Here is a 25,596-nt window from a genome sequence, read left to right on the forward strand (position 1 = left end):
TGCGCGGCGGCCCGTTGACCGTCCCGCGCCATCTACTGTAACGTTTCATTTCGTCGGCCGTGGCCCGTGGCATCCGCCCGGGGCCACCCGCCCCCCGCCCGCCGGCCCCACCCTTCGCCAACCCCTCTGTCACCCTCGTGAGGAGCCCCTCATGTCCACCTCGGACCTGGTCATCACCGTCGTCGGCGCCGGCGGCAAGATGGGCCTGCGGATCTCGGCCAACCTCCAGCGCAGCGGCCACACCGTCCGCTACTGCGAGAACCACCCGCCGGCCCGGGCCCGGGTGACCGCCGAGGGCCGCGAGCTGAGCGACACGGCCACCGCCGCCGCCGACAGCGACGTCGTCGTCCTCGCCGTCCCCGACGTGCTGCTCGGGGACATCTCCGCGCAGCTCGTGCCGCTGCTCAAGCCGGGCGCCGTCGTGCTCACGCTCGACCCGGCCGCCGCCTACGCCGGCGTCCTCGCCCGCCGCGACGACATCCACCTCGCCTGCGCCCACCCCTGCCACCCGTCGGTCTTTCTGGAGCGCACCACCGGCGAGGAGTACGCCGACACCTTCGGCGGCGTCGCCGCCGCCCAGGACGTCGTCGCCGCGCTCGAGTCCGGCGACGACGCCGTCCGCGCGCGCGTCGAGGACGTCGTCCGCATCATGTACGGCCCGGTGCTCGACGTGCACTGGGTCACCGTCAAGCAGCTCGCCGTCCTGGAGCCGACCCTGGTCGAGACCGTCGCCTGCATGATCAGCGGCCTGCTCCGCGACGCGCTGCACGAGACCGTCCACACCGTCGGCGTGCCCGAGCCGGCCGCGAAGGCGATGCTCTTCGGCCACATCCAGGTGGCCCTGAGCAACTCGCTGCGCGGCTCCAACCCGTTCTCCGAGGCGTGCCTCATCGCCATGGACTACGGGCGGGAGACCATCGTGCGCGACGACTGGAAGCGCATCTTCGACGACGCCGAGCTGGACTCCGTCATCGCCCGGATGTTGCGCATCGACGCGGTGCGGCCGGCGCGATGACCCGCCTGTCCAACGACCCCGCCCGCTTCGCCGCGCAGGCCCTCGACGGCTTCGTCGCGGCCCACCCGGGGCTGGTGCGCCGGGTGGGCGGCGGCGTGGTCCGGGCGGCGGCCCCCGCACCGGGGCGGGTCGCCGTCGTCGTCGGCGGCGGCAGCGGCCACTACCCGGCGTTCGCCGGCCTGGTCGGCGAGGGCCTCGCCCACGGCGCGGCCGTCGGCAACGTCTTCGCGTCCCCGTCGGCCCGGCAGGTCCGGTCGGTGGCGCGGGCCGCGTCCGGCGGCGGCGGGATCCTGCTGGCCTACGGCAACTACGCCGGCGACGTCCTCAACTTCACCGCCGCCCGGGTGCACCTGGAGGCGGAGGGCGTCGACTGCCGCGCCGTCGCCGTCACCGACGACCTGGCCAGCGCCCCGGCCGAGCAGGCCGACCGGCGGCGGGGGATCGCCGGGGGACTGGTGGTGTTCAAGGTGGCCGCTGCCGCCGCCGACCGGGGGCTCGACCTCGACGAGGTGGAGCGGATCGCCCGGCTGGCCAACGCCCGGACCCGCTCGTTCGGGGTCGCCCTGACCGGCTGCACCCTGCCCGGCGCGGCCGCCCCGCTGTTCGCGGTCCCCGCCGGGCGGATGGCCGTCGGCCTGGGCATCCACGGCGAGCCCGGCATCGACGAGCGGGACCGCCCCGGCGCCGACGGCCTGGCCGAGCTCCTCGTCGACACCGTCCTCGCCGAACTGCCGGCCGGGATCGACGCCCCCGCCGGCCAGCGGGCCGCCGTCCTGCTCAACGGGCTGGGCAGCGTCAAGTACGAGGAGCTGTTCGTCGTCTACCGGCGGGTCGCCGAGCTGCTCGCCGCCGCCGGTGTGCAGGTCGTCGCCCCGGCCGTCGGCGAGCTGGTGACCAGCTTCGAGATGGCCGGCGTCTCGCTGACCGTCTGCTGGCTGACCGACGAGCTGACCCCACTGTGGTGCGCCCCGGCCGACGCCCCCGGCTTCCGACGCGGCCTGTCGGCCACCGCCGCCGCGCCGCCCGCGCCGGTCCTCGCCGAGGAGGCGGCGGAACCCGTGCCGCCCGCGAGCCCCGCGTCGCGGGCCGCCGGCCGCCGCCTGCTCGGCGCGCTCGCGGCGGCGCGGGACGCCGTCGACGCGCACGCCGACGAGCTGGGCCGCATCGACGCCCTGGCCGGCGACGGCGACCACGGCATCGGGATGAGCCGGGGCGTCAACGCCGCCGTGGCCGCCGCCGTGGCCGCCGTCGCCGCCGGCGCCGCCGGCGCCGGGGTCGGCACCGCGCTGACCCGGGCCGGGGACGCCTGGGCCGACGCCGGCGGCGGCACCTCCGGCGCGCTGTGGGGGGTGGCCCTGCGCGGCGCGGCCGTGGCCCTCGGCGACGAGAGCGAGCCGACCCCCGCGCGGGTGACCAGTGCGGTCTCCCGGGCGCTGGCCGACGTCACCCGGGTCGGCGGGGCCGCCGTCGGCGACAAGACCCTCGTCGACGCGTTCGCGCCCTTCGCCGCCACGCTGGCCGACCGCGTGCAGGCCGGACAGCCGCTCGCCGCCGCCTGGCGGGAGGCCGCCGCCGTGGCCGACGCGGCGGCCCGGGCCACCGCCGACCTGGTGCCCCGCGTCGGCCGGGCCCGCCCCCTGGCCCACCGCAGCGTCGGCGCCCCGGACGCGGGGGCGGTCTCGCTCGCCCTGATCCTGGCGGCCGTCGCGCCCACCGGGGAAGAAGCCGCCACCGCCCCCACCCGAGAAGACGCCCCCACCCGTGCAGAGGAGACCGCGCGATGAGCGCCAGCAGGCTGCGGATCGTCGTCGGCGCCGACGACGCCGGCTACCAGTACAAGGAGATGCTCAAGGCCGACCTGCGCGGCCACGAGCGGGTGGCCGAGGTGATCGACGTGGGCGTCGACGCGGACGGGCACACCGCGTACCCGATCGTCGCCATCGCCGCCGCTGAGATCGTCGCGGCGGGCCGGGCCGACCGGGCGCTGCTGGTCTGCGGCACCGGCCTGGGGGTGGCCATCGCCGCCAACAAGGTCGCCGGCATCCGCGCGGTCACCGCCCACGACAGCTACTCCGTCGAACGGGCCATCCTGAGCAACAACGCCCAGGTCCTCACCTTCGGCCAGCGCGTCATCGGGCCGGAGCTGGCCCGCCGGCTTGCCCGCGAGTGGTTGGGCTACGACTTCGACGACTCGTCGCCGTCGGGGGCGAAGGTCCGGCTGATGTCGACGTACGAGTCGACCGGGTCGTGCTGAGCCGATGCGCGACCGGCCGCTGACCGTCGGGGTCAGCCTCAAGATGTACTTCGGGGAGCGGGAGACGCTGCGCTGGTGCGCGGACGTGGCGCGACTGGCCCGCGGCCACGACGCTGTCGCGGCCGGACGGGTCGAGCTGTTCGTGCTGCCGTCGGCGCCGCTGATCGCCCCGGTCCGGGGCGTCCTCGCCGGCACCCGCGTCCACGTCGGCGCCCAGGACCTGCACCACACCGACCGGGGCGCGGTCACCGGCGGCACCAGCGGCGCGCTGCTCGCCGAGCTGGGCTGCCGCTTCGCCGAGGTGGGCCACTTCGAGCGCCGTACCCTCTTCGGAGAGGACGACGCCGTCGTCGCCGCCAAGACCACAGCGGCGCTTCGCAACGGCCTGACACCGGTGCTCTGCGTCGGCGAGCCCGACCGGGTCGACGCCCCGGCGGCCGCCGCCGACTGCGTCGTCCAGGCCCGCGCCGCCCTCGCCGCCGCCCCGCCCGGCCCCGTGGTCCTGGCGTACGAGCCATGGTGGGCGATCGGCCGGCCCGAGCCCGCCCCGCCGCAGCACATCGGGGCCGTCACCGGTCCGCTGCGCGACTGGATCGCCGACCAGCCGGGCCGGGCCGGCAGCCGGGTGATCTACGGCGGCAGCGCCGGACCGGGGCTGCTCGGCCGGCTCGGCGACCGGGTCGACGGGCTGTTCCTCGGCCGGTTCGCCCACGACCCGGCGGCCCTGGCCGCGATCCTCGACGAGGCGGCCACCCTCGCCGGTGCCGCCCCCACCGGCGACACCGGGGACAGTGCCCACACCGCCGGCGGCGCGCCGGCCCGCACCGGGGAGCCGCCGTGGCCATCGGCCTGAGCACGTACTCGTTCTTCTGGCGCTGGACGGCGGCGCAGCGCCCGCTGTCCCTGACCGACATGGTCGAGCGGACCGCCGAGGCCGGGGCGACCGTCTTCCAGATCTGCGACTACCCGCCGATCGAGGAGGCGTCCGACGGTGAGCTGGAGCGGCTGCGCCGCCGGGCGTCCGCCCTCGGCGTCCGGCTGGAGCTGGGCACCCGGGGCGTCGACGGCCCGCACCTGGCCCGCTACCTGGACCTGGCCGGCCGGCTCGACGTCGGCTTCGTGCGCACCATGCTGAACACCGCCGCGCACCGCCCGACCGTCGCCGAGGCCGTCACCCTGCTCGCCGCCGCCCTGCCCGGGTACGCCGCCCGGGGCGTCACCATCGGCCTGGAGACCTACGAGCAGGTGGCCACCGACGACCTGCTCGCGGTCGTACGCGGGGTGGACGACCCGCACCTGGGGGTGTGCCTCGACCCGGCGAACTGCGTGGCCCGGCTCGAACTGCCCGCGACCACCGTGGAGCGCACCGCGCCGTACGTGGTGAACCTGCACGTCAAGGACTTCGCCTTCACCCGGGCCCCGGGGTGGGTGGGCTTCTCGCTGGTCGGCTGCCCGCTCGGCACCGGCCTGCTGGACTACGCCGCGATGGTGGCGCGGGTCCGGCCGGCCGAGCGCGGGATCAACCAGATCGTCGAGCACTGGCTGCCCCGGCAGGAGTCGATCGAGCGCACCTGCGCGGTCGAGGACGAGTGGACCCGGCACAGCGTGGAGTTCCTGCGCCGGGCCGGGAACTGACCCGCCCGGTCCCGCGTACGACGGGCGACACGTAGGCGACCCCGCCGAATTCATCGGCGGGGGCATGAACATGTGTCGATTATTTCACCGGGCGGAATCGTTGAGAACTCAGGTGTCTCGATGAATGGTGGGTCGGGAACCGCACCGCCGTTCGTCGAGCACAGGAGGCAGCAGCATGAGGAAGCGGATCGTTCGTACCGTCGTGGGCCTGGCCGCCGTGGCAGGGGCCATTGCCGCGACGGCGCTGCCGGCGCACGCCGCGCTGGCCGCGGGCCTGACCTTCTACCAGGGCACGTTCGCCACGCCGGTGCTGCACGTCCCCGAGCCCGACGGCGCCTGCACGGCGTTCCCGGCGAGCGCCGACTCCCTGGCCGCCGCCGGTGGGGTGGAGCAGGTCCTCGCGTTCCGCAGCGCCGACTGCGCGGGCGCGGCGGTGGGCCTGGGCACCCTGCGCACCTTCCCGGCCGGCGAGTACCACTCCTTCCGGGCGTTCTGAGCCGTCGCCGGGGGCGGGCACGGCCACCGCCCCCGGCCGACCATCCCGGGTCGGACGCGTCGGCTGCTTCCCCATGGCCAACCCGCCTCTCGGGGTTCCGTTCTCAGCCGGCCAGGGACACCAGCGCGCGCGGTCGCGCGGTGGCCCGGGGCCGCCGGCAGAAGTACACGAAGGCCGGCGGCACGTTGGCCCACACGGTGCGGCCGGTCACGACCTCCTCGAACCGGTCGCCCAGCGCCCGCCGCAGTCGTCGGGCGGGCGGGGCCCAGCGGGCGAACGTGTAGCCGAACGTGGTGAACGCCCCGTCCGGCGTGAGCGCGCCGGTGACGGCGTGCAGCAGCTCGTCCTGCTGGCCCTCGGCGAACGCTGCCCACGGCAGCCCGCTCACGATCACGTCCGCCCGGCCGTGGCCCCGCTGTGCCAGCACGTCGCCGAGGCCGCGTGCGTCGGCCACGGCGACGTCGAGCCGGGGGTACCGGGCGGCCAGCAGGCCCGCGAACCGCTCGTTGACCTCGACCGCGAGGTGGTGACCCCGGCCGGCGAGTCGGCGCTGGATGGCGGCCGTGAACGCCCCGGTGCCGGGGCCGAGTTCGACCACCAGCGGCTCGCCGGCGCCGGGGACGGGCGCGGTGACGAGGTCGGCCAGCAGCCGGCCGCTGGGGGCGACCGAGGCGACGGTGAACGGGTCGCGGAGGAACTCGCGCAGGAACTCCGCCCGGTGGTTGTCGCTCATCGTCCGGCCCGCTGCCCGGAGAGCTGCGGCCGGGCCGGCCCGGCGGCGGGGTCCAGGACCCGGGCGAGCCAGTCGGTGCGGGCGCGGCGGGCCTGGGCCGAGACCCGCGCCTGCGGGTACAGGGCGTCGAAGCCGTGGAAGCCGCCCGCCCAGACGTGCAGCTCGGCCTGGCCGCCGGCGGCCCAGATGCGGGTGGCGTAGGCGACGGCCTCGTCGCGGAACACCTCGGCGGTGCCGGCGTCGACGTAGGCGTCCGGCAAGCCGGACAGGTCGTCGGCCGTCGCGGGGGAGACATGCCCGGGTACGGCGTCGTCGGCGACGTCGCCGAGCACCGACCGCCAGCCGAACTCGTTCATCTCGCGCGTCCACACCCCGGGCTCACCGGCGTACTGGCGGCTGGAGGTGGTGTCGTTGTGATGGTCGAGCATGGGGCAGATCAGCACCTGGGCGGCGAGCGGCGGGCCGCCGCGGTCGCGGGCCAGCAGGGCGATCCCGGCGGTGAGGCCGCCGCCGGCGCTGACCCCGGCGACGACGATCCGGTCCGGGTCGACGCCCAGCTCGTCGGCGTGCTCGGCCACCCACAGCAGACCGTGGTAGCAGTCGTCGACCAGGCTGGTGCCGGTGGCCTCGGGTGCCAGCCGGTAGTCCACGGAGACCACGACGGCGCCGAACCGGTCGAGCCACTCCAGGGGGATGTCGAGCTGGGAGAAGCGGTCGCCCATCACCATGCCACCGCCGTGCATCCAGTAGACGCAGGGCGCCGGAGCGGTGTGTTCCGGGCCGGCGGAGCGGAAGACGGACAGCGGGATGTTCGTGCCGTCCGGGCCGGCGATGCCGACCTCGCGCCGGTCGATCGCCCGGCCTTCGAGCAGCGGCTCCACGGGCGTCGACGAGAACTGCCGGATCTGCGGGAGCACGTCGCGGTTGAGTTCGGGTACGAGCGGCATGTCGGCCAGGAGCGCGCGCAGCTCGGGGTCGAAGGGGGGACGTGTCAGTACCATGAGGGGCTTCCTGTCGTGTTCGATGTTGACGGCCGGATGGACGGCCGTAGGGACGGGCGGACGGACGGGCGGGTCTCAGATGGCGGCCTTGCCGCCGACCGGCACCTCGTCGAGGTATGCCGGCTCGCCGACGATCAGCGGCTGGAGCTGCGCCAGCAGGGCCTGCGCCTCGGCGGTGGCGAAGAACCGGTGGTGCGCCTCCTCGGTCGTCCAGCCCTCGGTGACGTGGACGACGTCGGAGTCGGCGGCGGAACGGCCGATCAGGAAGACGACGCAGTCCTCGTTCGTCAGCGACGGCGACGCGAGCAGGAAGTCGGCGAGTTCGTCGCCCTTGCCGGGCTGGGCGGTCATGGTGGCGTGGAAGCCGTAGCTGATGGTCATCGGGCACTCTCCTCGGCGGCTGCCGCCGGATGTCGGCGGCGACGGTATTGCCTGGCTGGTCTCTACCTTCGGGGCCGCCGGGCCGGCCTTCATCAGTCATCCGACTTCCGAGATCCGGGCCGCCGACGACGATGACCTAGCCGGTCGTGCCGGAACCGGGCAGGCCGGCGGCAGGGCGGGGCCGGTGACGTGAGCGGAGCCGCCGGCCCGCGCCGCGTCCTTGTGCACCGGCCCGGGGCCGCGAGGACCCTCCGCCGCCGCGAGCACCCTCCGCCGCCGGCACCTCGTCCCCGGGTTAGGTCATTCGACAGATGTGCGGGCCGGGTGCCGCGCCGCACCATCGACGGCGTGACGCCATCAGGACGGGAACACCCCGCATCGCCGCCCACCGTGCTGCGGATGCGCGAGGTCCGCGACCGGGCCCTGTTCGACCTCGACGACGGGCCGGTCACGCCGTCGAACCGGGCTGACCTGACGGCGACCACGCGCCTGCTCAACGTGCTGCTGGCGAGCCTGGTCGTGTCCTCGTTGCAGTACGAGCAGCATGCGCTGGTCGTCCGCGCTCCGTCGGCCCGGCCGCTCGCGGAGCTCCTGTTCGCCGGGGCCGACCGCGACCGTGGTGACGCCCGGCTGGTCGCGACCCGGATCCGGCAGCTCGGGTGCGCCGGCGACTACGACCCGCAGCACCTCAGCGCCCGGTCCCGGGTCGCCTTCCGGGCGTTCCCCGACGGTGACGTCGTCGGCATCGTGACGCAGAACCTCGTCGGGGCGCGGATCCTCGTCCAGACGTTGCAGGAGGCGGTGCGCTGGCTCGGCGGCGACGACCCCACCACCCGGCGTCTCCTGGAGCGGCTGCTCGAAGCGAAGGAGACGCAGGCCGACGAGCTCAGCGCGCAGTCTGCCCAGCAGCAGGCGGCGACAGCGCGTCCCGGAGCGCGGCCCGGGACGTGACGCCCAGCTTGGGGAAGATCCGGTACAGGTGGGCGCCGACGGTCCGGTGGGACAGGTACAGGCGCTCGGCGATCTGCTTGTTGGTCAGGCCGCTCGCCGCCAGCTCCGCGATCTGGAGTTCCTGCGCCGTCAGCGCGGTCAGGTCACCCCGCTGCCGGGGGGCCGGACGGTGACCGCAGGCACGCAGTTCCCCCTCTACCCGGTCGAGCCAGGGCTCTGCGGCCAGGGCGGCGAATCCGTCCCGTGCGGCGAGCAGGTGCGGCCGGGCCTCCACCGGCGACCGGGTCCGCCGCAGCCGCTCCCCGAGGGCCAACCGCACCCGGGTGCCGTCGAACAACCACCGTCGGGTGACGGGTTCGACCAGCAGGGCCTCCACGCGGGTCACCGACTCGTCGTCGTCGAGGACGAGGGCCTCCGCGCCGGCCTGGAGCAGGGCCAGCCGGGGCGACAGGACGGCCAGGTCCGCGTCCCGCATCGCCTGGACGTGGGCCCGGGCCTCGGCCGTACGCCCGGTGCGTACGGCCGCCTCGACCAGGTCGAACATGACCCAGGTGCAGTGCGGCACGTGGGAGGCGAGCACGCCGGGCGGGCTCATCGCGGCGGCGTGGCCGAAGGCGGCGTCGTAGTCGCCCTGCCCCATGGCGGCGAGCACCCGGGGATGCTGCGCGAACAGCGCGGCGGCGGCGACGCCCCGGGGCAGCGCCCAGTGGGTGATCTCGTCGGCGAGCGCGTACGCCTCGTCGAACCGTCCCCGGCCGGCGGCGAGGATCGCCCGGTTGTACCGGAAGTACCACGCGAAGAACGAGAAGCCGCTGGTGTCGCAGGTCCGCTGGCCCTCCGCGGCGAGTTCCTCGGCCTCGTCCCACCGGCCGGTCAGGAAGTCGTCGAGGCACAGGTGCATCAGGGCCCCGAGGTGCCGGCGGGGCGCCCCGCCGTTGCGCCCGTGCTCGACCAGCCGCCAGGACGCCTCCCGCGAGTCGCCGAGACGATCGAGGTACACCGAGGCCGTGCCGATCCGCATGATGCGGGTGGGGTCCTCGTTCTCGGTCAGCGTGCGGAGCACCGCATCGATCCGGCCCAGCGCGGCCTTTCCGGTGCGCACCGGGTCGGCGAAGCTGTCGCTCGCCAGCGCGAGCACGTCCGGCGGCCGGGGCCGGATCCGGCGCAGCATCGCGAAGAACGGTTCCCAGTACTCCGGCGTGCTGCCGTACCAGCACAGCAGCAGCAGGGTGTGCATGGCCTCGACGAGCGCGGGGTCGTCGGCCCGGTAGCCGTGGTCGCCGGTCTCGATGGCACCCGCCAGCAGCCGGTGGGCGGTGTTCACGTCGCCGTCCCCGTTGATCATGAGGAAAGCGGTCGCGTTGGCCGCGTGCAGCGAACCGGCCGAGTCGGGAGCCGCCCGACGCGCGTCGGTCAGCAGGATCTTCGCGTCGTCGATGGTGCCGCTGGCCTCCGCGCCGATGTACGCGGCCTCGGCGAGCCGCCGCCCCCGGCCGGCGCTCGTGGCGCTCAGCTCGGCGGCGCGGACCAGGGCCGCCACCGCCGCGAACCCGTCCCCGCGCCGCATCACCCGGTGCGCCGCCTCTTCCAGGAGCTCCGCCACCGCCTCGTCCGGGCCGACAGCGGCCGCCGCGAGGTGCCACGCGCGGCGTTCCTCGTCGTCGACCAGGGCTCCGGCGAGGGCGACGTGCGCGGTGCGGCGCTCCTCGTGGGTGGACATGGCCACGATCGCCGAGCGGATCAGTGGATGCCGGAACGCGATCCGGGCCGTGGCGTCGTCCACCCGGACGAGCTGCGCCCGCTCGGCGGGGGCCAGGTCGGCCAGGCTGGACTGGTCGGGCAGCGCGGCGCGGAGCACCCGGACGTCGCCGGTGCCCTCGAAGGTGGCCAGCAGCAGCACCCGCCGGGTCGCCTCGGGCAGCCCGGTCAACCGGGCCGCGAAGATCGCCTGCAACCGGTCGCTGAGGGGGACCACCTCGGGCTGCGTCTCCGTGCGCCGCACGGAGCCCAGCAGCGTGGCGGGCAGCTCCATCAGCGCGAGGGGGTTGCCCTGGGCGAGGTCGAGCAGGCGGCGGCGTACCCGCGCTGGCAGTTGCGGGTGGCGGGCGTCGACCAGCCGCCCCGCGGCCTCGTCGTCGAGCGGCCCGACGGCGTGCTCGGACAGCCCCCGCAGGTCGAGGAAGCTCACCGATCCCGCCCTGGTCGACGCCAGCAGCCCGGCCCGGACACCCGCCAGCCGCCGGGCGATGAAGCCGAGGACGACGGCGCTCGCGCGGTCGAGCCAGTGCACGTCGTCGACCACCAGCAGGACCGGCTCGTCGGCCGTGAGCTCCGTGACGAGCAGCAGGGCGGCGTTGCAGACCAGGAGGACGTCCGGGGGCGTGCCGACGCCGAAGCCGAGCGCCACCGACAGCGCCTCGCGCGGACCGGGCGGGAGACGGTCGAGAGCCGCGTGCGCGGGCAGCAGCAGCTGGTGCAGGCCGGAGTAGCTGACGTCGGCCTCGAACTCCGACCCGGACGCCCGCAGCACGCGCATCCCGTCCGCGAGGGCGAACTCCATGGCGGCGGTCATCAGGGCGGACTTGCCGACCCCCGGCTCGCCGCAGATCAGCCGCGCCCCGCCGCCCTGGCGCACCCCGTCGAGGAACTCGGCGAGCTGCGCCAGGTCGTCGTGGCGTCCGAACAGTTCGCTACCGGCCACCCGTACCTCACGCGCCCGTCGTTGTCCGTCGGCCCCCGGCCGACCTCGGCCCTCTGCTCGGGCAGGCTACCGGCGGTGATCAGCCACCCGGCCGTCCGTCGGGCAGGCGGGCAGGATCGGGCAAGAGAACGCGAGTTCCGGTCAACTGTCGCGGGGCGTGACCCGTGCGGCGGTGCGGGCGTGCAGGCGGGCCGCGTCCTGGCGGGGCGGGCCCCCGAACTGCCGGCGGTACTCGCGGCTGAACTGGGCGGGGCTCTCGTAGCCGACGCGGCGGCTGACCCCGGCGACGTCGCCGGGGCTCGCGGCGAGCAGCAGCCGGGCGCGTTGCAGGCGGATCTGCTTCTGATACTGGATCGGGCTCATCGAGGTGACGGCCTGGAAGTTGCGGTGGAACGCGGAGACGCTCATTCCCGCCTGCTGCGCCACGTCCTCGACGCGGAAGGGCCGCGCGTAGTTGTCGCGGATCCACTGGACGGCCCGGGCGATGTGGCTGAGGCTGCTGTCGGGCAGGCCGAACTGGCGCAGGACGCCGCCCTGCTCGCCGGTGAGCAGCCGCCAGATGATCTCCCGCTTGATCAGGGGCGCGATCATGGGGATGTCGCGGGGCTGGTCGAGCAGGCGCAGCAGGCGGACGGCGGCATCGAGCAGCTCGACGGGGGCCCTGCTGACGGCCAGGCCCGCCGGCACGTCGGTGGCGGGTGGCGGCAGGTCCGCCGGGTCGGCCTGGAGCAGCACGTCGGCGACGGCGGCCGGGTGGAGGGTCAGGCCGAAGCCGAGCGCCGGCTCTTCCGGGCTGGCCCGGGCGAAGTGCGCGGTAACCGGCAGGTCGACCGAGGCGACGAGATACTCCCCGGCCTGGTACTCGTACACGCGGTCGCCGAGCGCGAACCGCTTCGTGCCCTGCGCGACGAGGGCCAGCACCCTGCCGTAGGTGGTCGGCGTCGGCGGGTCGGGCCGATCGGCACGGAAGATACGCACGTCGGCGATGCCCGTGCCCAGGTCGGGCCGGGCGTGCCGGGCCAGCAGAACGCGCAACTCGTCGAGCGGCATGACCGCAATTGAACCACCGTGACCACGATCCGGATTCCGGGCTCATCCGCCGCCGGCCAGCCGGGACCGCCGGCGACGGCAGAGCCGGGTACGCACCCGGGGGAGTGTGGCAGCCCCTGCCTCCCTGTCAGCCCTCTCCCATCGCGGCGCGGAGGGCCCGCAGCGCGTAGTAGACACGGGAGCGCACGGTGCCGACCGGAATGCCCAGTTCGGTGGCGATCTCGTCGACTGTCCGGTCGCGGAAGTAGACCTCGTGCAACACCCGGCGGTGGTCCGCGCTGAGCCGGGCGACCGCCTGGCGTAGCGCCTGGCTCGCGATCGCCGTGTCGGCCGTCTCGTCGCCGGTCACGCCATACTCCTGGGCCGCCTGGGCGGCGACCTCGACCGGGCGGGCCTGCCGCCGCCGCGCCTCGTCGATGACCAGCCGCCGGGCGACGGTGAACAGCCAGCGCCGGCTGCTGCCCCCGCTGTCCGGCGGCAGCGAGTCGAGGTGGCGCCACGCCCGGAGCAGGGTCTCCTGCACCACGTCCTCGGCGGTCTGCCGGTTGCCCATGGTCAGCCCCCGGACGAACCGGGTCAGCGGCGTGCCGTGCGCGGCGAGCAGCTCACGGATGCGGGTGTCGGTGTCGTGCTCACTGGCCAGGCAGCTCATCGGGGGGTCCTATCGCTGAGGCGGCGCGTCTTCGTGGTGCACGCGGTCCGACCCCGCACGCCGCGGGGCCGGACCGCCCGGACCGCGCCTCACCGCGCGGTCCGGCCGGATCACCTCGCCTGGTCGAGCCAGACGGCGTCGGGGCCGGCAGGGAACCGCAACTGGCCGGTGGTGTCATGGACGGCCCGCCACACCGCCTCGGCGACGTCGCTCTCCCGGGTGAACAGGTCCTGGTTGACGAAGCCGCCGAGGGCCTTCTTCGCGAAGGGCTCGTAGGGCGCCGGGACCAGGCCCTCCAGCGAGGCGGTGAGGTCGATGTTGTTCGTGGCCCCGGCGGCGAAGTTCGTCGTCAGGCAGGCGCCCGGCTCGACGGTCTTCGCCCGCACGCCGAACTCGGCGAGCTCCAGGGCGAGGGACGCGGTGAAACCCTCGATGGCCATCTTGCTGGCCTTGTAGACCGCCGAGAGCGGCATGTGGCCGAGCACCACGCTGGAGGTCACGTTGACCACGACCCCGCAGCCGCGCTCGCGGAACTGGGGCAGCACCGCCTGGGTGGTGGCCATCACCCCGAAGGTGTTGGTCTCGAAGATCTCCCGGACCCGGGCCATGGGCGTGCCCTCGAACACGCCGATCAGTCCGACTCCGGCGTTGTTGACCAGGGCGTCGAGGGGCCCCGCCGCGGCGAACGCGGCGGTGATGGTGTCGGGCCTGGTCACGTCGAGTTCGAGGACGCGGAGCCGGTCCGACTCGGGCAGGACGTCCGCGCGCGGCGTGCGCATGGTGGCGATGACGTTCCACCCCTGCGCGAGGAAGTGCCGTGCGGTTTCCCGCCCGTATCCGGATGAGGCGCCGGTGATGAGAACTGTCTGCATGGTAAGGCTCCTGTCGCCCGTTCGGATGATTGCCGAACCAATCCTGTTCGGCCACGTGGTGCGTTGCATCGGTCATTCGACTTCCCGCCTGACTACGCCGGCAGGGCACCGATCTGCCGCATGATGGTCAACCGGTCCGGCGAGACCCAGAACTCCGCGATCCTGCCCGCCTCGATTCGCATGATGCCGATGCCGACCGCCGACACCCGCCGCCCGCTTGCGGGCACACCCAGCAGTTCCCCGTCGTGGGTGCCCTCGTATCGACAGCGCAGCGCCACGTGGTCGCCGTCCGCGATCAACTCGTCGAGGGGGTGCCGCAGGTCGGGCATGCCGGCGAAGAACGCGTCGCCGAACTCCTTCACCCCCTGCCGGTCCATCGACGGCAGCCCGGCCGGGTGGAACCGGTAGTCGTCGGTGCACAGGTGCAGCGGGGTCGTCCGGCCGCGGTCCAGTTCCCGGAAGTAGTCGCGGACGATCCGCTTGTTCTCCTCGGACATGGGGGTCCTCTCAGGTGGGGATCGGGATGTGCGGAGCCGGGGCGGAGCCCGCCGCGACGGCTCGCCGGTCAGTCTGGTGCGGCGGGCGTCGTGGGGCCTCTGTCATTCGACTTCGTTTCGGGAGGATCGCGCGGTGGCCCGCCCCCCATCGCGGCGGGGAACCTGCGGCCTCTGCGCCGCCCCCCGGCCCGTGGCCGCCTGAAGGTCCGCGCGGAGGTGCTGGAGATCGTCGGCCTAAAACGTTTTATGAATCGCCTGGGGCTTGCTGCCGGAATTGTGCTGACACGAGCGGATCGCGAAGGCCGGTACCTCGGCGTCGGCCAGCAGGCCGCATGACGTCGGAAAAGCGCTTGAACCTCTTGACGTTCGCCGGCGCGCACCCTACGGTCCTATCTCGGGACGCGCATGAAACGATTCAGGTGCGTCGCGAGGCAGTCGGACGTGCCGTACGGCGGCTGGACAGACCCGGGGCGCAACTCGCCGCCCGGACGGGAGACGCACCATGACGCAGAGCGAAGCAACCCGCGACCGGGTCGAGCAGGCCCTGCGTGCCCAGCGCATCGAGACGGCCTCTTGGGCGTATGCCAACTCCGGTACGCGGTTCAAGGTGTTCGCGCAGGAGGGTGTGCCGCGGGATCCGTACGAGAAGGTCGCCGATGCGGCTGTCGTGCACCGGTTCACCGGGGTGGCCCCGTCGGTGGCTCTGCACATTCCGTGGGACCGGGTCGACGACTATGCGGATCTGGCCCGCCACGCCCAGGAGCAGGGCGTGGCTCTCGGTGCGGTCAATGCGAACGTGTTCCAGGACGACGACTACAAGTTGGGCAGCGTGACCAACCCCGACCCGGCGGTGCGCCGCAAGGCGGTCGACCACCTGCTGGAGTGTGTGGACGTCATGGACGCCACTGGTTCGCGCGATCTGAAGTTGTGGTTCTCCGATGGCATCAACTATCCGGGTCAGGATGATGTGCGTGCCCGGCAGGACCGGCTTGCCGCCGCGTTGCGGGAGGCGTACGACCGGCTGGGGGACGGGCAGCGGATGTTGGTGGAGTACAAGTTGTTCGAGCCGGCGTTCTATGCCATGGACGTGCCGGACTGGGGCACGGCGTACGCGCATTGCCTCGAACTCGGGCCGAAGGCGCAGGTCGTCATCGACACTGGGCATCACGCCCCTGGAACCAACATCGAGTTCATCGTGGCGGTTCTGCTGCGGGCCGGGAAGCTGGGCGGTTTCGACTTCAACTCTCGCTTCTACGCCGACGACGATCTGATGGCCGGCGCGGCGGACCCGTTCCAGCTGTTCCGGATCATGCACGAGATCGTGCGCGGCGACGCCCTCGGCCCCGCCAGCGGTGTCGCGTTCATGCTCGATCAGTGTCACAACATCGAGCCGAAGATCCCGGCGGTCATCCGGTCGGTGATGAATGTGCAGGAGGCCACCGCGAAGGCGCTGCTCGTCGACCGGGCCGCGTTGCGGGCCGCTCAGGACGCCGGTGACGTGCTCGCGGCGAACGCGGTGTTGATGGACGCCTACCACACCGACGTGCGGCCCCTGCTCGCCGAACTTCGCGCCGACGCGGGCCTGGACCCGGACCCGATGGCCGCATACGCCCGCTCCGGCTACTTCGAGAAGATCCGCGCCGAACGCGTCGGCGGCCGGCAGGCCGGCTGGGACGCCTGAGCGCCGACCGAGAAACGCAGACAGGGGACACGAGGAATGCACTCCGAGGTTCAGGCACTGGTGGCCCGCAGCAACCGGCTCGGTGCCGACCCGACCACGACCAACTACGCCGGTGGCAACACCTCGACCAAGGGCGAGGCGACCGACCCGGTGACCGGCGGGCCCGTCGAGCTGCTGTGGGTCAAGGGCTCCGGCGGTGACCTCGGCACCCTGACCGAGGCCGGGCTGGCGGTGCTGCGGCTCGACCGGCTGCGCGCCCTGGCCGACGTCTACCCCGGCGTCGACCGGGAGGACGAGATGGTCGCCGCGTTCGACTACTGCCTGCACGGGCGGGGCGGGGCGGCCCCGTCGATCGACACGGCCATGCACGGGCTGGTCGACGCCCCGCACGTCGACCACCTCCACCCCGACGCCGGCATCGCCCTCGCCACCGCCGTCGACGGGCCGGCGCTCACCAAGGAGATCTTCGGCGACCGGGTGCTGTGGGTGCCGTGGCGGCGGCCCGGGTTCCAGCTCGGCCTCGACATCGCCGCCGTGGCCAGGGCCAACCCGCAGGCGATCGGGGTCGTCCTCGGCGGGCACGGCATCACCGCGTGGGGGGCCACCAGCGGGGAGTGCGAACGCCACTCGCTGGAGATCATCCGCACGGCGCAGGCGTACCTCGACCGGCACGGCCGGCCCGAGCCGTTCGGCCCGGTCGTCGCCGGGCACGAGCCGCTGCCGCCGGCCCAGCGGCGGGTCCGCGCCGCCGCCCTCGCGCCGGTCCTGCGCGGCCTGGCGTCGACCGACCGCCCGCAGGTCGGCCACTTCACCGACAGCGACGTGGTGCTCGACTTCGTCGCCCGGCAGCGGCACCCCGCCCTCGCGGCGCTGGGCACCTCCTGCCCCGACCACTTCCTGCGCACCAAGGTCCGCCCGATGGTGCTCGACCTGCCGCCGTCGGCACCGCTGGAGGAGACCGTCGCCCGGCTCAGGGAGCTGCACGCGGCCTACCGCGACGACTACCGCGCCTACTACGAGCGGCACGCGGGCCCGGACAGCCCGCCGATGCGCGGCGCCGACCCGGCGATCGTCCTCGTCCCCGGCGTCGGCATGTTCAGCTACGGGCCCAACAAGCAGACCGCCCGGGTCGCCGGCGAGTTCTATGTCAACGCCATCAACGTCATGCGCGGCGCCGAGTCCGTGTCGACGTACGCCCCGATCGACGAGGCGGAGAAGTTCCGCATCGAGTACTGGGCCCTGGAGGAGGCCAAGCTCGCCCGGATGCCGAAGCCGAAGCCCCTCGCCACCCGGATCGCGCTGGTCACCGGGGCCGGCTCCGGCATCGGCCGGGCGATCGCCCACCGCCTCGCCGCCGAGGGCGCCTGCGTGGTCGTCGCCGACCGCGACATCGCCGCCGCCGAGACCGTGGCCCGTGAGCTGGGCGGCACCGACGTCGCGGTGGCCGTGCCGGTCGACGTCACCGACGCCGGGGCCGTGGCCGACGCGGTCGCTGCGGCGGTGCTCGCCTACGGCGGCCTGGACCTCGTGGTCAACAACGCCGGGCTGTCGCTGTCGAAGTCGCTGCTGGATACGACCGAGGCGGACTGGGACATCCAGCACGACGTGATGGCCAAGGGCTCCTTCCTGGTCTCGCGCGAGGCCGCCCGGGTGCTCGTCGACCAGGGCATGGGCGGCGACATCGTCTACATCTCCAGCAAGAACTCCCTGTTCGCCGGCCCCAACAACGTGGCCTACGGCGCGGCCAAGGCCGACCAGGCGCACCAGGTCCGGCTGCTCGCCGCCGAACTCGGCGGCCACGGCATCCGGGTCAACGGCATCAACCCCGACGGGGTGGTGCGCGGCTCCGGCATCTTCGCCGGCGGCTGGGGCGCGAAGCGGGCCGCCGTCTACGGGGTGCCCGAGGAGCGGCTGGGCGAGTACTACGCCCAGCGCACCCTGCTCAAGCGGGAGGTGCTGCCCGAGCACGTCGCCAACGCCGTCTTCGTGCTCACCGGCGGTGAGCTGTCCCACACGACGGGCCTGCACGTCCCGGTCGACGCCGGCGTCGCGGCGGCCTTCCTCCGGTGAGCGCCGTCGTCGACGTCGCCGCGGTCGACCTCGGCGCGTCCAGCGGCCGGGTGATGGTCGGCCGCGTCGGCCCGGGCCGGGTGGCGCTCACCGAGGCGCACCGGTTCCCCAACGTGCCCGTCCGCGTCGGCGGCACCCTGCACTGGGACATCCTCCGCCTGTGGCAGGGGGTCGTCGCCGGGCTGCGCGCCGCCGGCCCGGTGACGAGCGTCGGCGTCGACTCCTGGGCCGTGGACTACGGGCTGCTCGACGCCACCGGCGCGCTGCTGGGCAACCCCGTGCACTACCGCGATGGGCGCACCGACGGGGTTGCCGAGCGGGTCGAGGAGCACCTGGGCCGGGAGCGGCTGTACGCCACCACCGGGTTGCAGCGGCTGCCGTTCAACACCCTCTACCAGCTGGTCGCGGCGGCCGGCACGCCGCAGCTGGCCACCGCCGACCGGCTCCTGCTGATCCCGGACCTGATCACCTACTGGCTCACCGGCCGCCTCGGCGCGGAGGTCACCAACGCCTCGACCACCCAGCTGTACGACCTGCGCCGCCGGGCCTGGGCCACCGACCTGATGGCCGAGGCGGGGGTCCCCGCCGGACTGCTGCCGCCCCTGCACCCGCCGGGCACCCGGATCGGCCCGGTCCGGCCCGACCTGGGGCTGCCCGGCACCCCCGAGGTGGTGGCGGTCGGCTCCCACGACACCGCGTCCGCCGTCGTCGGCGTGCCCGCGGCCGGCGAGCGGTTCGCCTACGTCTCCTGCGGCACCTGGTCGCTGGTCGGCGTCGAACTCGACGCCCCGGTGCTCACCGAGGCGAGCCGGCGGGCCAACTTCACCAACGAGGCCGGCGTCGACGGCACCGTCCGCTACCTGCGCAACGTGATGGGCCTGTGGCTGCTGCAGGAGTCGGTGCGCACCTGGGGCGACGTCGACCTGCCCACCCTGCTGCGCCAGGCGGCCGGGGAGCCGGCGTTCCGGTCCGTGGTGGACCCCGACGACCCGGTGTTCCTGCCGCCCGGCGACATGCCGGCGCGGATCGCCGACGCCTGCCGGCGCGCCGGCGAGCCGGTGCCGGACAGCCCGGCGGCCACGGTCCGCTGCGTCCTGGACAGCCTGGCGCTGGCCCACCGGCGTGCCGTGCGCCAGGCCCAGGAGCTGTCCGGCCGGTCGGTCGACGTCGTGCACGTGGTCGGCGGGGGCGCCCGCAACGAGCTCCTCTGCCAGCTCACCGCCGACGCCTGCGGGCTGCCGGTGGTCGCGGGGCCGGTCGAGGCCACCGCGCTGGGTAACATCCTGGTGCAGGCCCGGGCGGCCGGCATGGTCGGCGGCGACCTGGCCGCGCTGCGGGGCCTGCTGCGTGCGACGCAGCGCCTCGTCCGGTACGAGCCGAGGGGCGACCAGGCGGCCTGGCGAACGGCCGAGGAACGGATGGGTGGTGAAGGATGCGCGTCGCGTTGTTCGTGACCTGCCTGGCCGACACCCTGTTCCCGCAGGCGGCGGTGGCGACGGTGCGGCTGCTGGAGCGCCTCGGGCACGAGGTCGTCTTCCCCGAGGACCAGACGTGCTGCGGGCAGATGCACGTCAACACCGGCTACCCGGACGACGCGCTGCGGCTGGTGCGCCGGCACGTGCGGGTCTTCGCCCCGTACGACGTGGTGGTGGCGCCCTCCGGGTCGTGCGTGGGCTCGGTGCGGCACCAGCACGCCACGGTGGCCCGGCGGGCGGGCGACGAGCGGCTTGCCGGCCGGGCCGAGGAGGTCGCCGCGCGCATGTACGAGCTGTCCGAGTTCCTCGTCGACGTGGCCGGGGTCACCGACGTCGGGGCCTACTATCCGCACCGGGTGACGTACCACCCGACGTGCCACTCGCTGCGGATGCTGCGGGTGGGCGACCGGCCGCTGCGCCTGCTGCGCGCCGTACGCGGGCTGGAGCTGGTGGAGCTGCCGCAGGCGGAGCAGTGCTGCGGCTTCGGCGGCACCTTCGCGGTGAAGAACGCCGACACGTCGACGGCGATGCTCGCCGACAAGATGCGCCACGTGCTGGCCACCGGGGCCGACGTGTGCACCGCCGGCGACGCCTCCTGCCTCATGCACATCGGCGGCGGGCTGTCCCGGCTGCGCGCCGGCGTGCGCACCGTGCACCTGGCCGAGATCCTGGCCAGCACCGAGGCGAACCCGGCCGGCGGGGCGGTCGCGACGCCGGCCACCGGAGGTGCGCGATGACCGAGACCTTCCTCGGCATGCCGGCCACCGCCCCGCCCGGCGTCGGGCACCTGCGCGGCGACGAGCCGTTCCCGGTGGCCGCCCGGCGGGCGTTGGGTGACGCCCAACTGCGCCGCAACGTGGGCCACGCCACCAGCACCATCCGCGCCAAGTCGGCCGCCGTGATCGGCGAGGTGCCCGACTGGCCGCAGCTGCGGGCCGCCGCCCGGGCGATCAAGACGGACACCATGGCCCGCCTGCCCGAGCTGCTGCAGCAGCTGGAGGCGGCGGTCGGTCGGGCCGGCGGGACGGTGCACTGGGCCGCCGACGCGGTCGAGGCCAACCGGATCGTCACCGACCTGGTCCGGGCGGCCGGCGCCGACCGGGTGATGAAGGTCAAGTCGATGGCCACCCAGGAGATCGGCCTCAACGAGGCCCTGGTGGACGCCGGCATCGAGCCGGTCGAGACCGACCTCGCCGAGCTGATCGTGCAGCTCGGCGACGACCGGCCCAGCCACATCCTGGTGCCGGCGATCCACCGCAACCGGGCCGAGATCCGGGAGATCTTCCTGCGCACCATGCCCGGGGTGGACCCGGCGCTCACCGACGAGCCGGCGGCCCTGGCCGCCGCCGCGCGCCGACATCTGCGCGAGACGTTCCTGAGCACCCGGGTCGCCGTGTCGGGGGCGAACTTCGCCGTCGCCGAGACCGGCACCCTCGCCGTCGTCGAGTCGGAGGGCAACGGGCGGATGTGCCTCACCCTGCCGGAAACCCTGATCACCGTCATGGGCATCGAGAAGGTCGTGCCCACCTGGCGTGACCTGGAGGTCTTCCTGCAACTGCTGCCCCGGGCGTCGACGGGGGAGCGGATGAACCCGTACACCTCGATGTGGACCGGCGTCACCCCCGGCGACGGCCCGCAGGCGTTCCACCTGGTGCTGCTCGACAACGGCCGCAGCGCCGTGCTCGCCGACCCGGTCGGCCGGGAGGCGCTGCACTGCATCCGCTGCTCGGCCTGCCTCAACGTCTGCCCCGTCTACGAGCGCACCGGCGGCCACGCCTACGGGTCGGTCTACCCGGGGCCGATCGGCGCGGTGCTCTCCCCGCAGCTCACCGGCGTCGCCGACAACGCCTCCCTGCCGTACGCGTCGTCGCTCTGCGGCGCCTGCTACGACGCCTGCCCGGTGATGATCGACATCCCGTCCATCCTCGTCCACCTGCGCGGCCAAGCGCCGCACCCCAGGGGCGAGGCGGCGGCGATGGCCGCCGCCGCGTACACGATGGACCATCCCGCGCTGTACGCGGCCGCGCAGCGCGGCGCGAAGCTGAGCCGGCTCGCCGGCCCGCGCGGGCGCGGCCTGCCCCCGCCGCTGTCGGGCTGGACGGCCAGCCGCGACCTGCCGGAGCCGCCGCCGCAGACCTTCCGCCAGTGGTGGGCCGACCGGTGACCGCCCGCGACCTGATCCTCGGCCGGCTGCGGGCCGCGCTGGCCGCACCCGCGCCCGCGCCGGCCGAGGTGCCCCGGGACTACCGGCCCGCCGGCGCCGTGGCCGCCGACCTGGACGTGCTCGCGGACCGGCTCACCGACTACCGGGCGACCGTGCACCGGTGCGCGGACGCCGACGTCGCCCGGGTCGTCGACGAGGTGCTCGGCGGCCGGCGGGTCGTGGTGCCGCCCGGGCTGCCCCCGCACTGGCTGCCGCCCGGCGTCACCGCCGTGACCGACGACGGCCTCGACGCCGCGCGGATCGCCGCGGCCGACGGCGTGGTCACCGCGGCGGCCGTGGCCGTCGCCGAGACCGGCACCATCGTGCTCGACGGGGGCCCGGACCAGGGCCGCCGGGTCGTCACCCTGCTGCCCGACGTGCACGTGTGCGTGCTGCGGGCCGACCAGGTCGTCGCCACCGTGCCGGACGCCCTCGCCCGCCTCGACCCGCGCCGCCCCCTGACCTGGATCAGCGGTCCGTCGGCCACCAGCGACATCGAACTCGACCGGGTCGAGGGCGTCCACGGCCCTCGCCACCTGCACGTGGTCCTCACCGGAGGGCCCGGCGGGGGCTGAAAACCCTGTCGCTTCCGCCCGCCCCGCCCGGTACGGTCTCCGGCGTGTTCCCACCGTCGGGAGCGCGATGCTTGTTCCCCTCACTGTTAGGTGGCGTCGATGGCCTGTCGGATCAGCGAGCTCGTCCTCAGTTGCCGCGATCCCGAGGTGCTGGCGCGGTTCTGGTGCGAGGTGCTGGACTTCGTGGTGCTCGACCGCGACGGCGACGGCAGCATCGAGATCGGGCCGCGCGAGGGTTTCGGCGGCCCACAGCCGACGATCATCCTCGTCCCCACCGACGAGCCGGAGCCGGCGAAGCCCCGGCTGCACATCGACGTCAACGCCACCGACCGCGACCAGGACGCCGAGCTCGAACGGCTGCTCGCGCTCGGGGCGCGCCGGGCCGACATCGGCCAGACCGGCGAGGAGTCCTGGCACGTCCTCGCCGATCCCGAGGGCAACGAGTTCTGCCTGCTCAAGGCCCGTCTCCAGCCGCTCTGAGGGCGCGGGCGTCCCCGGCGCGCCCTCAGAGCATCGCGCGTCACGTGTCCTGTCGCGGTCGGTGGTGTCGGGGTCAGCGCCAGAGCGACGAGTTGCCGAAGTTGGCCGGCTCGGTCTCGCCCGCGGCGCCGACGGTGTCGGTGGTCGTGATCGTGATGGTGGCGTCGGGCAGGCCCGCCGACCGGGCCGTGACGGTCGTCGTGCCGGCGTACCAGGAACGGAACTCGATCGCGGCCTTCCCGTCGAACATCTGCGTGCCCGGGGTGAAGGTGTAGGTCTTGCCGCCGGGCAGGATGCCCGGGCCGCTGGTGACGGTCAGCGTGACGGCCCGGTTGTTGTTGACCCACGCCCCCGAGGCGTTGCGCATCGTGACCACGAGCTGGGTGTCCGTGGTGCCGTCGTTGGTGATGGTCGTCGACGAGTTCGTCCCCGCCTCCAGGGTCATCCTGGTCGCGGTGCCGCTCGTGGACTGCTCGCGGGCCACGGGCGTGGGGTCGGCGACGGTCGTGGTGCCCGTCCACCGCGCCTTGTTGGCCCGGTACCAGTACCACTGGTTCTTCGGCAGCCGGTAGAAGTCGATCATCCCCATCCGGGCGAAGCTGGGGTCGAAGATCGTGCCGTGGTCGAAGCCCGCCCAGATGGCCAGCCCGGCGCTGCCGGTGGTGAGCTTGAACCGGGTCCCGTCGGCCGGGTCCTTCACGTCGCCGTACGTCGGGTCGTAGGTGCCGGGCCGGTCGGAGGTGTACGACCCGTACTCCGAGACCATGTTCGGCATCCAGGTGTTGGTGATCTTCCCGCCGTCGCCGTTGTAGCCGGCGATGTCGCAGACGGAGAGCTGGTCGAGCGCGCTGCGCTGCACGCCGCCCATCCCCGCCTTGCGCGTCGGGTCGAGCTGGTGGGAGTAGTCGCGCATCCTGCTCACCAGCGCCTTGGCCTTGCTCAGGGTGGTCGAGGCCGTGAAGAACACCTCGTTGCCCATCGACCAGTTGATGATCGAGGGGTGGTTGCGGTTGACCCGGATCATGTCGCGCAGCCCGTCCATGGCGCTCTGCTCGAAGACCGCCTCGTCGGTCGTGCGCTGCGGGTAGCCGTCGGCGAGGTAGTCGTTGGAGCTGCCGGTCGGCGTGGGTTCCCGGCCGGCGGTCGCGGTGGCCCAGAAGGTGCTCTCCGACCAGAACATCAGGCCGAGCTTGTCGGTGGCGTCGGCGAAGGACGGGTCGTGCGGGTAGTGCGACCCCCGGATGAAGTTCATCCCGGCCTCGCGGATCTGGCGGACGTCGCGCTCGAACCCGGAGTTGCTGACGACGTTGCTCCACCCGCCGTGGTCCTGGTGGGCGTTCGCCCCGAACAGCAGGGTCCTGACGCCGTTGAGATAGAAGCCGTCCACCTTCCACTGCGCGCTGCGGAAGCCGAACGTGCTGGGGTAGCTGTCGACGACCGTGCCGTCGGTGACCACCCCGTCGGCGGTGCCGTCGACCACCAGGGAGGTGGTCACGGTGTACAGCGCGGGGTTGTTCGGCGCCCACAGGTCGAGGTTCTGCAGCATCGCGGCGGTGTTCGACAGGGAGCCGCTGAGCGCGTCGAGGCTCGCCGTGCTCGCCGCGCCGAGGGTCCGCACGGGCGAGGCGAACGTGGCCAGCACGGTGTTCGACCCCTGCCGGCGCACCTCCTGTCGGGCGTAGACGTCGATGGCGGAGCCGCCGTCGTTGCGTACCTCCGTCTGGACCCGCACGTTGGACCGGCGGGCGGCGAGGTTCGCGCGCAGGTCGGTCTCGCTCGGATACTGCGCCAGGTCGATGTTGCGGTAGTACGCCGCGTTGCTGGTGTCCCACGCCGGGTTGGTCAGCGCGGGCGTGGTGACGAAGGTGCCGTACCAGGTGACGTGGACGTTGTCGGTGACGTTGAGGAAGACGTCGCGGTAGATGCCGCCGCTGAACTGGTGGTCGCCGGTGCGCGGGGCGAGGTCCGGCCGCCAGGAGTTGTCCACCCGCACCGCGACCACGTTGTCGCCGGTGCGGATCGCGCCGGTGATGTCGAAGGCGAACCCGGTGAAGCCACCCCGGTGGGTGCCGATCCGGGTGCCGTTGACCCACACCTCGGTGACCGCGAACGATCCCTCGAACTCGATCTCGACGCGCCGGCCGGTCCAGGAGGAGGGGGCGGTGACGTGCCTGCGGTACCAGCCCGCGCCCACGTGGAACGACTTCCCGCTGTTGGTGGGGCTGATGTCGTAGGGGGCGTCGAAGTCGTGCGGCAGGGCCACGGGCACCCAGGTCGAGTCGTCGTAGCCGGGGTTCTGGGCCCCCGGGACGTCCGAGCGGACGAACCTCCAGCCCCGGTTGACGTTGACCTTCTCCCGCGCGCCCGACCCGGTCGGCGGGCCGGCCGTGGGGGTCGGGGTGGGCGACTGCGGCGTCGTCGACGGGGTGGGCGTGGGCGTGGCCACCCCGCCCGTGCAGGCCGTGCCGTTGAGGGTGAACGCGGTCGGCGCCGGGTTGCTGCCGGTCGACGAGCCGTTGAAGCCGAAGTCGACCGTCCCCCCGGTGGGGATGCTGCCGTTGTAGGCCGCGTTGGTGACGGTCACCTGCGCGCCGGACTGGCTCACGGTGCCGTTCCAGAGCTGGGTGACCGTCTGCCCGGCGGCGAACGACCAGGACAACCGCCAGCCGGTGACGGCGTCGCCGAGGTTGGTGACGGCGACCGTCGCGCCGAAGCCGCCCGGCCAGGAACTGGTGACCGTGTAGTCGACCCGGCAGCCGGCGGCGGCCTGGGCCGCGGTCGCCGCCACCAGCCCGCCCGTGCCCGCCAACACGGCGCTGAGGACGAGAGCTCTGATCTTCATGCTGCCTCCACTGCGGAGTGGGTGGAGCGGTG

23 protein-coding genes are annotated in these 25,596 nt (G+C 74.1%); 14 read left to right on the forward strand and 9 right to left on the reverse strand.

The annotated features are described in order from the left end of the window. Nucleotides 1–151: 151 nt before the first annotated feature. The 6 genes from LPA42_RS12275 (at nucleotide 152) to LPA42_RS12300 (ending at nucleotide 5,400) form a co-directional block, all read left to right on the forward strand. The gene (locus LPA42_RS12275; RefSeq protein ID WP_077939690.1) at nucleotides 152–1,015 is read left to right on the forward strand and encodes a phosphogluconate dehydrogenase C-terminal domain-containing protein; all 864 of its coding nucleotides are present in this window, start codon (nucleotides 152–154) and stop codon (nucleotides 1,013–1,015) included. After that, nucleotides 1,012–2,799 (forward strand): dihydroxyacetone kinase family protein, encoded by a 1,788-nt coding sequence (locus LPA42_RS12280; RefSeq protein ID WP_228986558.1) that lies wholly within the window; start codon nucleotides 1,012–1,014, stop codon nucleotides 2,797–2,799. Before LPA42_RS12275 ends, LPA42_RS12280 begins: the two co-directional genes overlap by 4 nt. After that, nucleotides 2,796–3,269 carry a ribose-5-phosphate isomerase gene (locus tag LPA42_RS12285; RefSeq protein ID WP_043968385.1) on the forward strand — a complete coding sequence of 158 codons (474 nt, stop codon included), beginning with the start codon at nucleotides 2,796–2,798 and terminating at the stop codon, nucleotides 3,267–3,269. Before LPA42_RS12280 ends, LPA42_RS12285 begins: the two co-directional genes overlap by 4 nt. Nucleotides 3,270–3,273: 4 nt before the next feature. Continuing rightward, on the forward strand, nucleotides 3,274–4,122 hold the full coding sequence (locus LPA42_RS12290) for a triose-phosphate isomerase family protein (protein ID WP_077939692.1): 849 nt from the start codon (nucleotides 3,274–3,276) through the stop codon (nucleotides 4,120–4,122). Further along, complete coding sequence (locus LPA42_RS12295; protein ID WP_077939693.1) at nucleotides 4,107–4,904, forward strand: sugar phosphate isomerase/epimerase; 798 nt, start codon at nucleotides 4,107–4,109, stop codon at nucleotides 4,902–4,904. The genes LPA42_RS12290 and LPA42_RS12295 overlap by 16 nt, the downstream gene beginning before the upstream one ends. Before the next feature lie 175 nt (nucleotides 4,905–5,079). Further along, the gene (locus LPA42_RS12300) at nucleotides 5,080–5,400 is read left to right on the forward strand and encodes a hypothetical protein (protein WP_077939694.1); all 321 of its coding nucleotides are present in this window, start codon (nucleotides 5,080–5,082) and stop codon (nucleotides 5,398–5,400) included. A gap of 103 nt (nucleotides 5,401–5,503) precedes the next feature. On the opposite strand, the gene LPA42_RS12305 is transcribed toward LPA42_RS12300, so the two are convergent. The 3 genes from LPA42_RS12305 to LPA42_RS12315 all read right to left on the reverse strand — a co-directional run bounded on the left by LPA42_RS12305 (nucleotide 5,504) and on the right by LPA42_RS12315 (nucleotide 7,515). Continuing rightward, nucleotides 5,504–6,133, reverse strand: a complete 630-nt coding sequence (locus tag LPA42_RS12305) for a class I SAM-dependent methyltransferase (protein ID WP_077939695.1) — start codon at nucleotides 6,131–6,133, stop codon at nucleotides 5,504–5,506. Then, complete coding sequence (locus tag LPA42_RS12310; RefSeq protein ID WP_077939696.1) at nucleotides 6,130–7,134, reverse strand: alpha/beta hydrolase; 1,005 nt, start codon at nucleotides 7,132–7,134, stop codon at nucleotides 6,130–6,132. Before LPA42_RS12310 ends, LPA42_RS12305 begins: the two co-directional genes overlap by 4 nt. A 75-nt stretch (nucleotides 7,135–7,209) precedes the next feature. After that, a complete protein-coding gene (locus LPA42_RS12315; protein ID WP_077939697.1) occupies nucleotides 7,210–7,515 on the reverse strand; it encodes a putative quinol monooxygenase in 306 nt (101 codons plus the stop codon). A gap of 348 nt (nucleotides 7,516–7,863) precedes the next feature. On the opposite strand from LPA42_RS12315, the gene LPA42_RS12320 reads away from it, so the two are divergent. After that, on the forward strand, nucleotides 7,864–8,466 hold the full coding sequence (locus LPA42_RS12320) for a ferritin-like domain-containing protein (RefSeq protein ID WP_144082781.1): 603 nt from the start codon (nucleotides 7,864–7,866) through the stop codon (nucleotides 8,464–8,466). Here LPA42_RS12320 and LPA42_RS12325 read toward each other — a convergent pair. The 5 genes from LPA42_RS12325 to LPA42_RS12345 form a co-directional block, all read right to left on the reverse strand. Next, the gene (locus tag LPA42_RS12325; protein ID WP_077939699.1) at nucleotides 8,402–11,167 is read right to left on the reverse strand and encodes an AAA family ATPase; all 2,766 of its coding nucleotides are present in this window, start codon (nucleotides 11,165–11,167) and stop codon (nucleotides 8,402–8,404) included. The two genes, LPA42_RS12320 and LPA42_RS12325, sit on opposite strands and share 65 nt — an antisense overlap. Nucleotides 11,168–11,308: 141 nt before the next feature. Continuing rightward, nucleotides 11,309–12,217 (reverse strand): AraC family transcriptional regulator, encoded by a 909-nt coding sequence (locus LPA42_RS12330; protein WP_077939700.1) that lies wholly within the window; start codon nucleotides 12,215–12,217, stop codon nucleotides 11,309–11,311. Nucleotides 12,218–12,344: 127 nt separating this feature from the next. Beyond that, on the reverse strand, nucleotides 12,345–12,869 hold the full coding sequence (locus LPA42_RS12335) for a sigma-70 family RNA polymerase sigma factor (RefSeq protein WP_077939701.1): 525 nt from the start codon (nucleotides 12,867–12,869) through the stop codon (nucleotides 12,345–12,347). A gap of 110 nt (nucleotides 12,870–12,979) precedes the next feature. After that, the gene (locus LPA42_RS12340) at nucleotides 12,980–13,741 is read right to left on the reverse strand and encodes an SDR family oxidoreductase (RefSeq protein WP_077939702.1); all 762 of its coding nucleotides are present in this window, start codon (nucleotides 13,739–13,741) and stop codon (nucleotides 12,980–12,982) included. A 92-nt stretch (nucleotides 13,742–13,833) separates the two neighbouring features. Next, on the reverse strand, nucleotides 13,834–14,238 hold the full coding sequence (locus LPA42_RS12345) for an ester cyclase (RefSeq protein ID WP_077939703.1): 405 nt from the start codon (nucleotides 14,236–14,238) through the stop codon (nucleotides 13,834–13,836). A gap of 502 nt (nucleotides 14,239–14,740) precedes the next feature. Between LPA42_RS12345 and rhaI the strand changes: the two genes are divergently transcribed. The 7 genes from rhaI to LPA42_RS12380 all read left to right on the forward strand — a co-directional run bounded on the left by rhaI (nucleotide 14,741) and on the right by LPA42_RS12380 (nucleotide 22,722). After that, the gene (gene rhaI / locus LPA42_RS12350; RefSeq protein WP_077939705.1) at nucleotides 14,741–15,919 is read left to right on the forward strand and encodes an L-rhamnose isomerase; all 1,179 of its coding nucleotides are present in this window, start codon (nucleotides 14,741–14,743) and stop codon (nucleotides 15,917–15,919) included. A gap of 36 nt (nucleotides 15,920–15,955) precedes the next feature. Then, nucleotides 15,956–17,989, forward strand: coding sequence for a bifunctional rhamnulose-1-phosphate aldolase/short-chain dehydrogenase (locus LPA42_RS12355; RefSeq protein ID WP_077939706.1), 2,034 nt, complete (start codon nucleotides 15,956–15,958; stop codon nucleotides 17,987–17,989). Further along, nucleotides 17,986–19,443, forward strand: coding sequence for a rhamnulokinase family protein (locus LPA42_RS12360; RefSeq protein WP_077939707.1), 1,458 nt, complete (start codon nucleotides 17,986–17,988; stop codon nucleotides 19,441–19,443). The genes LPA42_RS12355 and LPA42_RS12360 overlap by 4 nt, the downstream gene beginning before the upstream one ends. Then, complete coding sequence (locus LPA42_RS12365; protein WP_077939708.1) at nucleotides 19,422–20,201, forward strand: (Fe-S)-binding protein; 780 nt, start codon at nucleotides 19,422–19,424, stop codon at nucleotides 20,199–20,201. The genes LPA42_RS12360 and LPA42_RS12365 overlap by 22 nt, the downstream gene beginning before the upstream one ends. Next, complete coding sequence (locus tag LPA42_RS12370; RefSeq protein WP_077939709.1) at nucleotides 20,198–21,628, forward strand: lactate utilization protein B; 1,431 nt, start codon at nucleotides 20,198–20,200, stop codon at nucleotides 21,626–21,628. The genes LPA42_RS12365 and LPA42_RS12370 overlap by 4 nt, the downstream gene beginning before the upstream one ends. Further along, nucleotides 21,625–22,242, forward strand: coding sequence for an LUD domain-containing protein (locus tag LPA42_RS12375; protein WP_228986559.1), 618 nt, complete (start codon nucleotides 21,625–21,627; stop codon nucleotides 22,240–22,242). Before LPA42_RS12370 ends, LPA42_RS12375 begins: the two co-directional genes overlap by 4 nt. Nucleotides 22,243–22,341: 99 nt before the next feature. After that, nucleotides 22,342–22,722 carry a VOC family protein gene (locus LPA42_RS12380; RefSeq protein WP_077939711.1) on the forward strand — a complete coding sequence of 127 codons (381 nt, stop codon included), beginning with the start codon at nucleotides 22,342–22,344 and terminating at the stop codon, nucleotides 22,720–22,722. Nucleotides 22,723–22,795: 73 nt separating this feature from the next. Here LPA42_RS12380 and LPA42_RS12385 read toward each other — a convergent pair whose 3' ends face one another. Then, nucleotides 22,796–25,564 carry a glycoside hydrolase family 2 gene (locus LPA42_RS12385; protein WP_077939712.1) on the reverse strand — a complete coding sequence of 923 codons (2,769 nt, stop codon included), beginning with the start codon at nucleotides 25,562–25,564 and terminating at the stop codon, nucleotides 22,796–22,798. Nucleotides 25,565–25,596 lie beyond the last annotated feature (32 nt).

It is taken from the genome of Micromonospora sp. DH13, assembly GCF_020873825.1.
Taxonomy (GTDB): Bacteria; Actinomycetota; Actinomycetes; order Mycobacteriales; family Micromonosporaceae; genus Micromonospora; species Micromonospora haikouensis.

Excerpts from the sequence above, each read along its gene's own strand:
- LPA42_RS12275 (WP_077939690.1), top strand. The coding sequence starts at position 152 with ATGTCCACCTCGGACCTGGTCATCACCGTCGTCGGCGCCGGCGGCAAG.
- LPA42_RS12280 (WP_228986558.1), top strand. The coding sequence starts at position 1,012 with ATGACCCGCCTGTCCAACGACCCCGCCCGCTTCGCCGCGCAGGCCCTC.
- LPA42_RS12285 (WP_043968385.1), top strand. The coding sequence starts at position 2,796 with ATGAGCGCCAGCAGGCTGCGGATCGTCGTCGGCGCCGACGACGCCGGC.
- LPA42_RS12290 (WP_077939692.1), top strand. The coding sequence starts at position 3,274 with ATGCGCGACCGGCCGCTGACCGTCGGGGTCAGCCTCAAGATGTACTTC.
- LPA42_RS12300 (WP_077939694.1), top strand. The coding sequence starts at position 5,080 with ATGAGGAAGCGGATCGTTCGTACCGTCGTGGGCCTGGCCGCCGTGGCA.
- LPA42_RS12305 (WP_077939695.1), bottom strand. The coding sequence starts at position 6,133 with ATGAGCGACAACCACCGGGCGGAGTTCCTGCGCGAGTTCCTCCGCGAC.
- LPA42_RS12310 (WP_077939696.1), bottom strand. The coding sequence starts at position 7,134 with ATGGTACTGACACGTCCCCCCTTCGACCCCGAGCTGCGCGCGCTCCTG.
- LPA42_RS12315 (WP_077939697.1), bottom strand. The coding sequence starts at position 7,515 with ATGACCATCAGCTACGGCTTCCACGCCACCATGACCGCCCAGCCCGGC.
- LPA42_RS12330 (WP_077939700.1), bottom strand. The coding sequence starts at position 12,217 with ATGCCGCTCGACGAGTTGCGCGTTCTGCTGGCCCGGCACGCCCGGCCC.
- LPA42_RS12335 (WP_077939701.1), bottom strand. The coding sequence starts at position 12,869 with ATGAGCTGCCTGGCCAGTGAGCACGACACCGACACCCGCATCCGTGAG.
- LPA42_RS12340 (WP_077939702.1), bottom strand. The coding sequence starts at position 13,741 with ATGCAGACAGTTCTCATCACCGGCGCCTCATCCGGATACGGGCGGGAA.
- LPA42_RS12345 (WP_077939703.1), bottom strand. The coding sequence starts at position 14,238 with ATGTCCGAGGAGAACAAGCGGATCGTCCGCGACTACTTCCGGGAACTG.
- rhaI (WP_077939705.1), top strand. The coding sequence starts at position 14,741 with ATGACGCAGAGCGAAGCAACCCGCGACCGGGTCGAGCAGGCCCTGCGT.
- LPA42_RS12355 (WP_077939706.1), top strand. The coding sequence starts at position 15,956 with ATGCACTCCGAGGTTCAGGCACTGGTGGCCCGCAGCAACCGGCTCGGT.
- LPA42_RS12365 (WP_077939708.1), top strand. The coding sequence starts at position 19,422 with ATGCGCGTCGCGTTGTTCGTGACCTGCCTGGCCGACACCCTGTTCCCG.
- LPA42_RS12370 (WP_077939709.1), top strand. The coding sequence starts at position 20,198 with ATGACCGAGACCTTCCTCGGCATGCCGGCCACCGCCCCGCCCGGCGTC.
- LPA42_RS12380 (WP_077939711.1), top strand. The coding sequence starts at position 22,342 with ATGGCCTGTCGGATCAGCGAGCTCGTCCTCAGTTGCCGCGATCCCGAG.
- LPA42_RS12385 (WP_077939712.1), bottom strand. The coding sequence starts at position 25,564 with ATGAAGATCAGAGCTCTCGTCCTCAGCGCCGTGTTGGCGGGCACGGGC.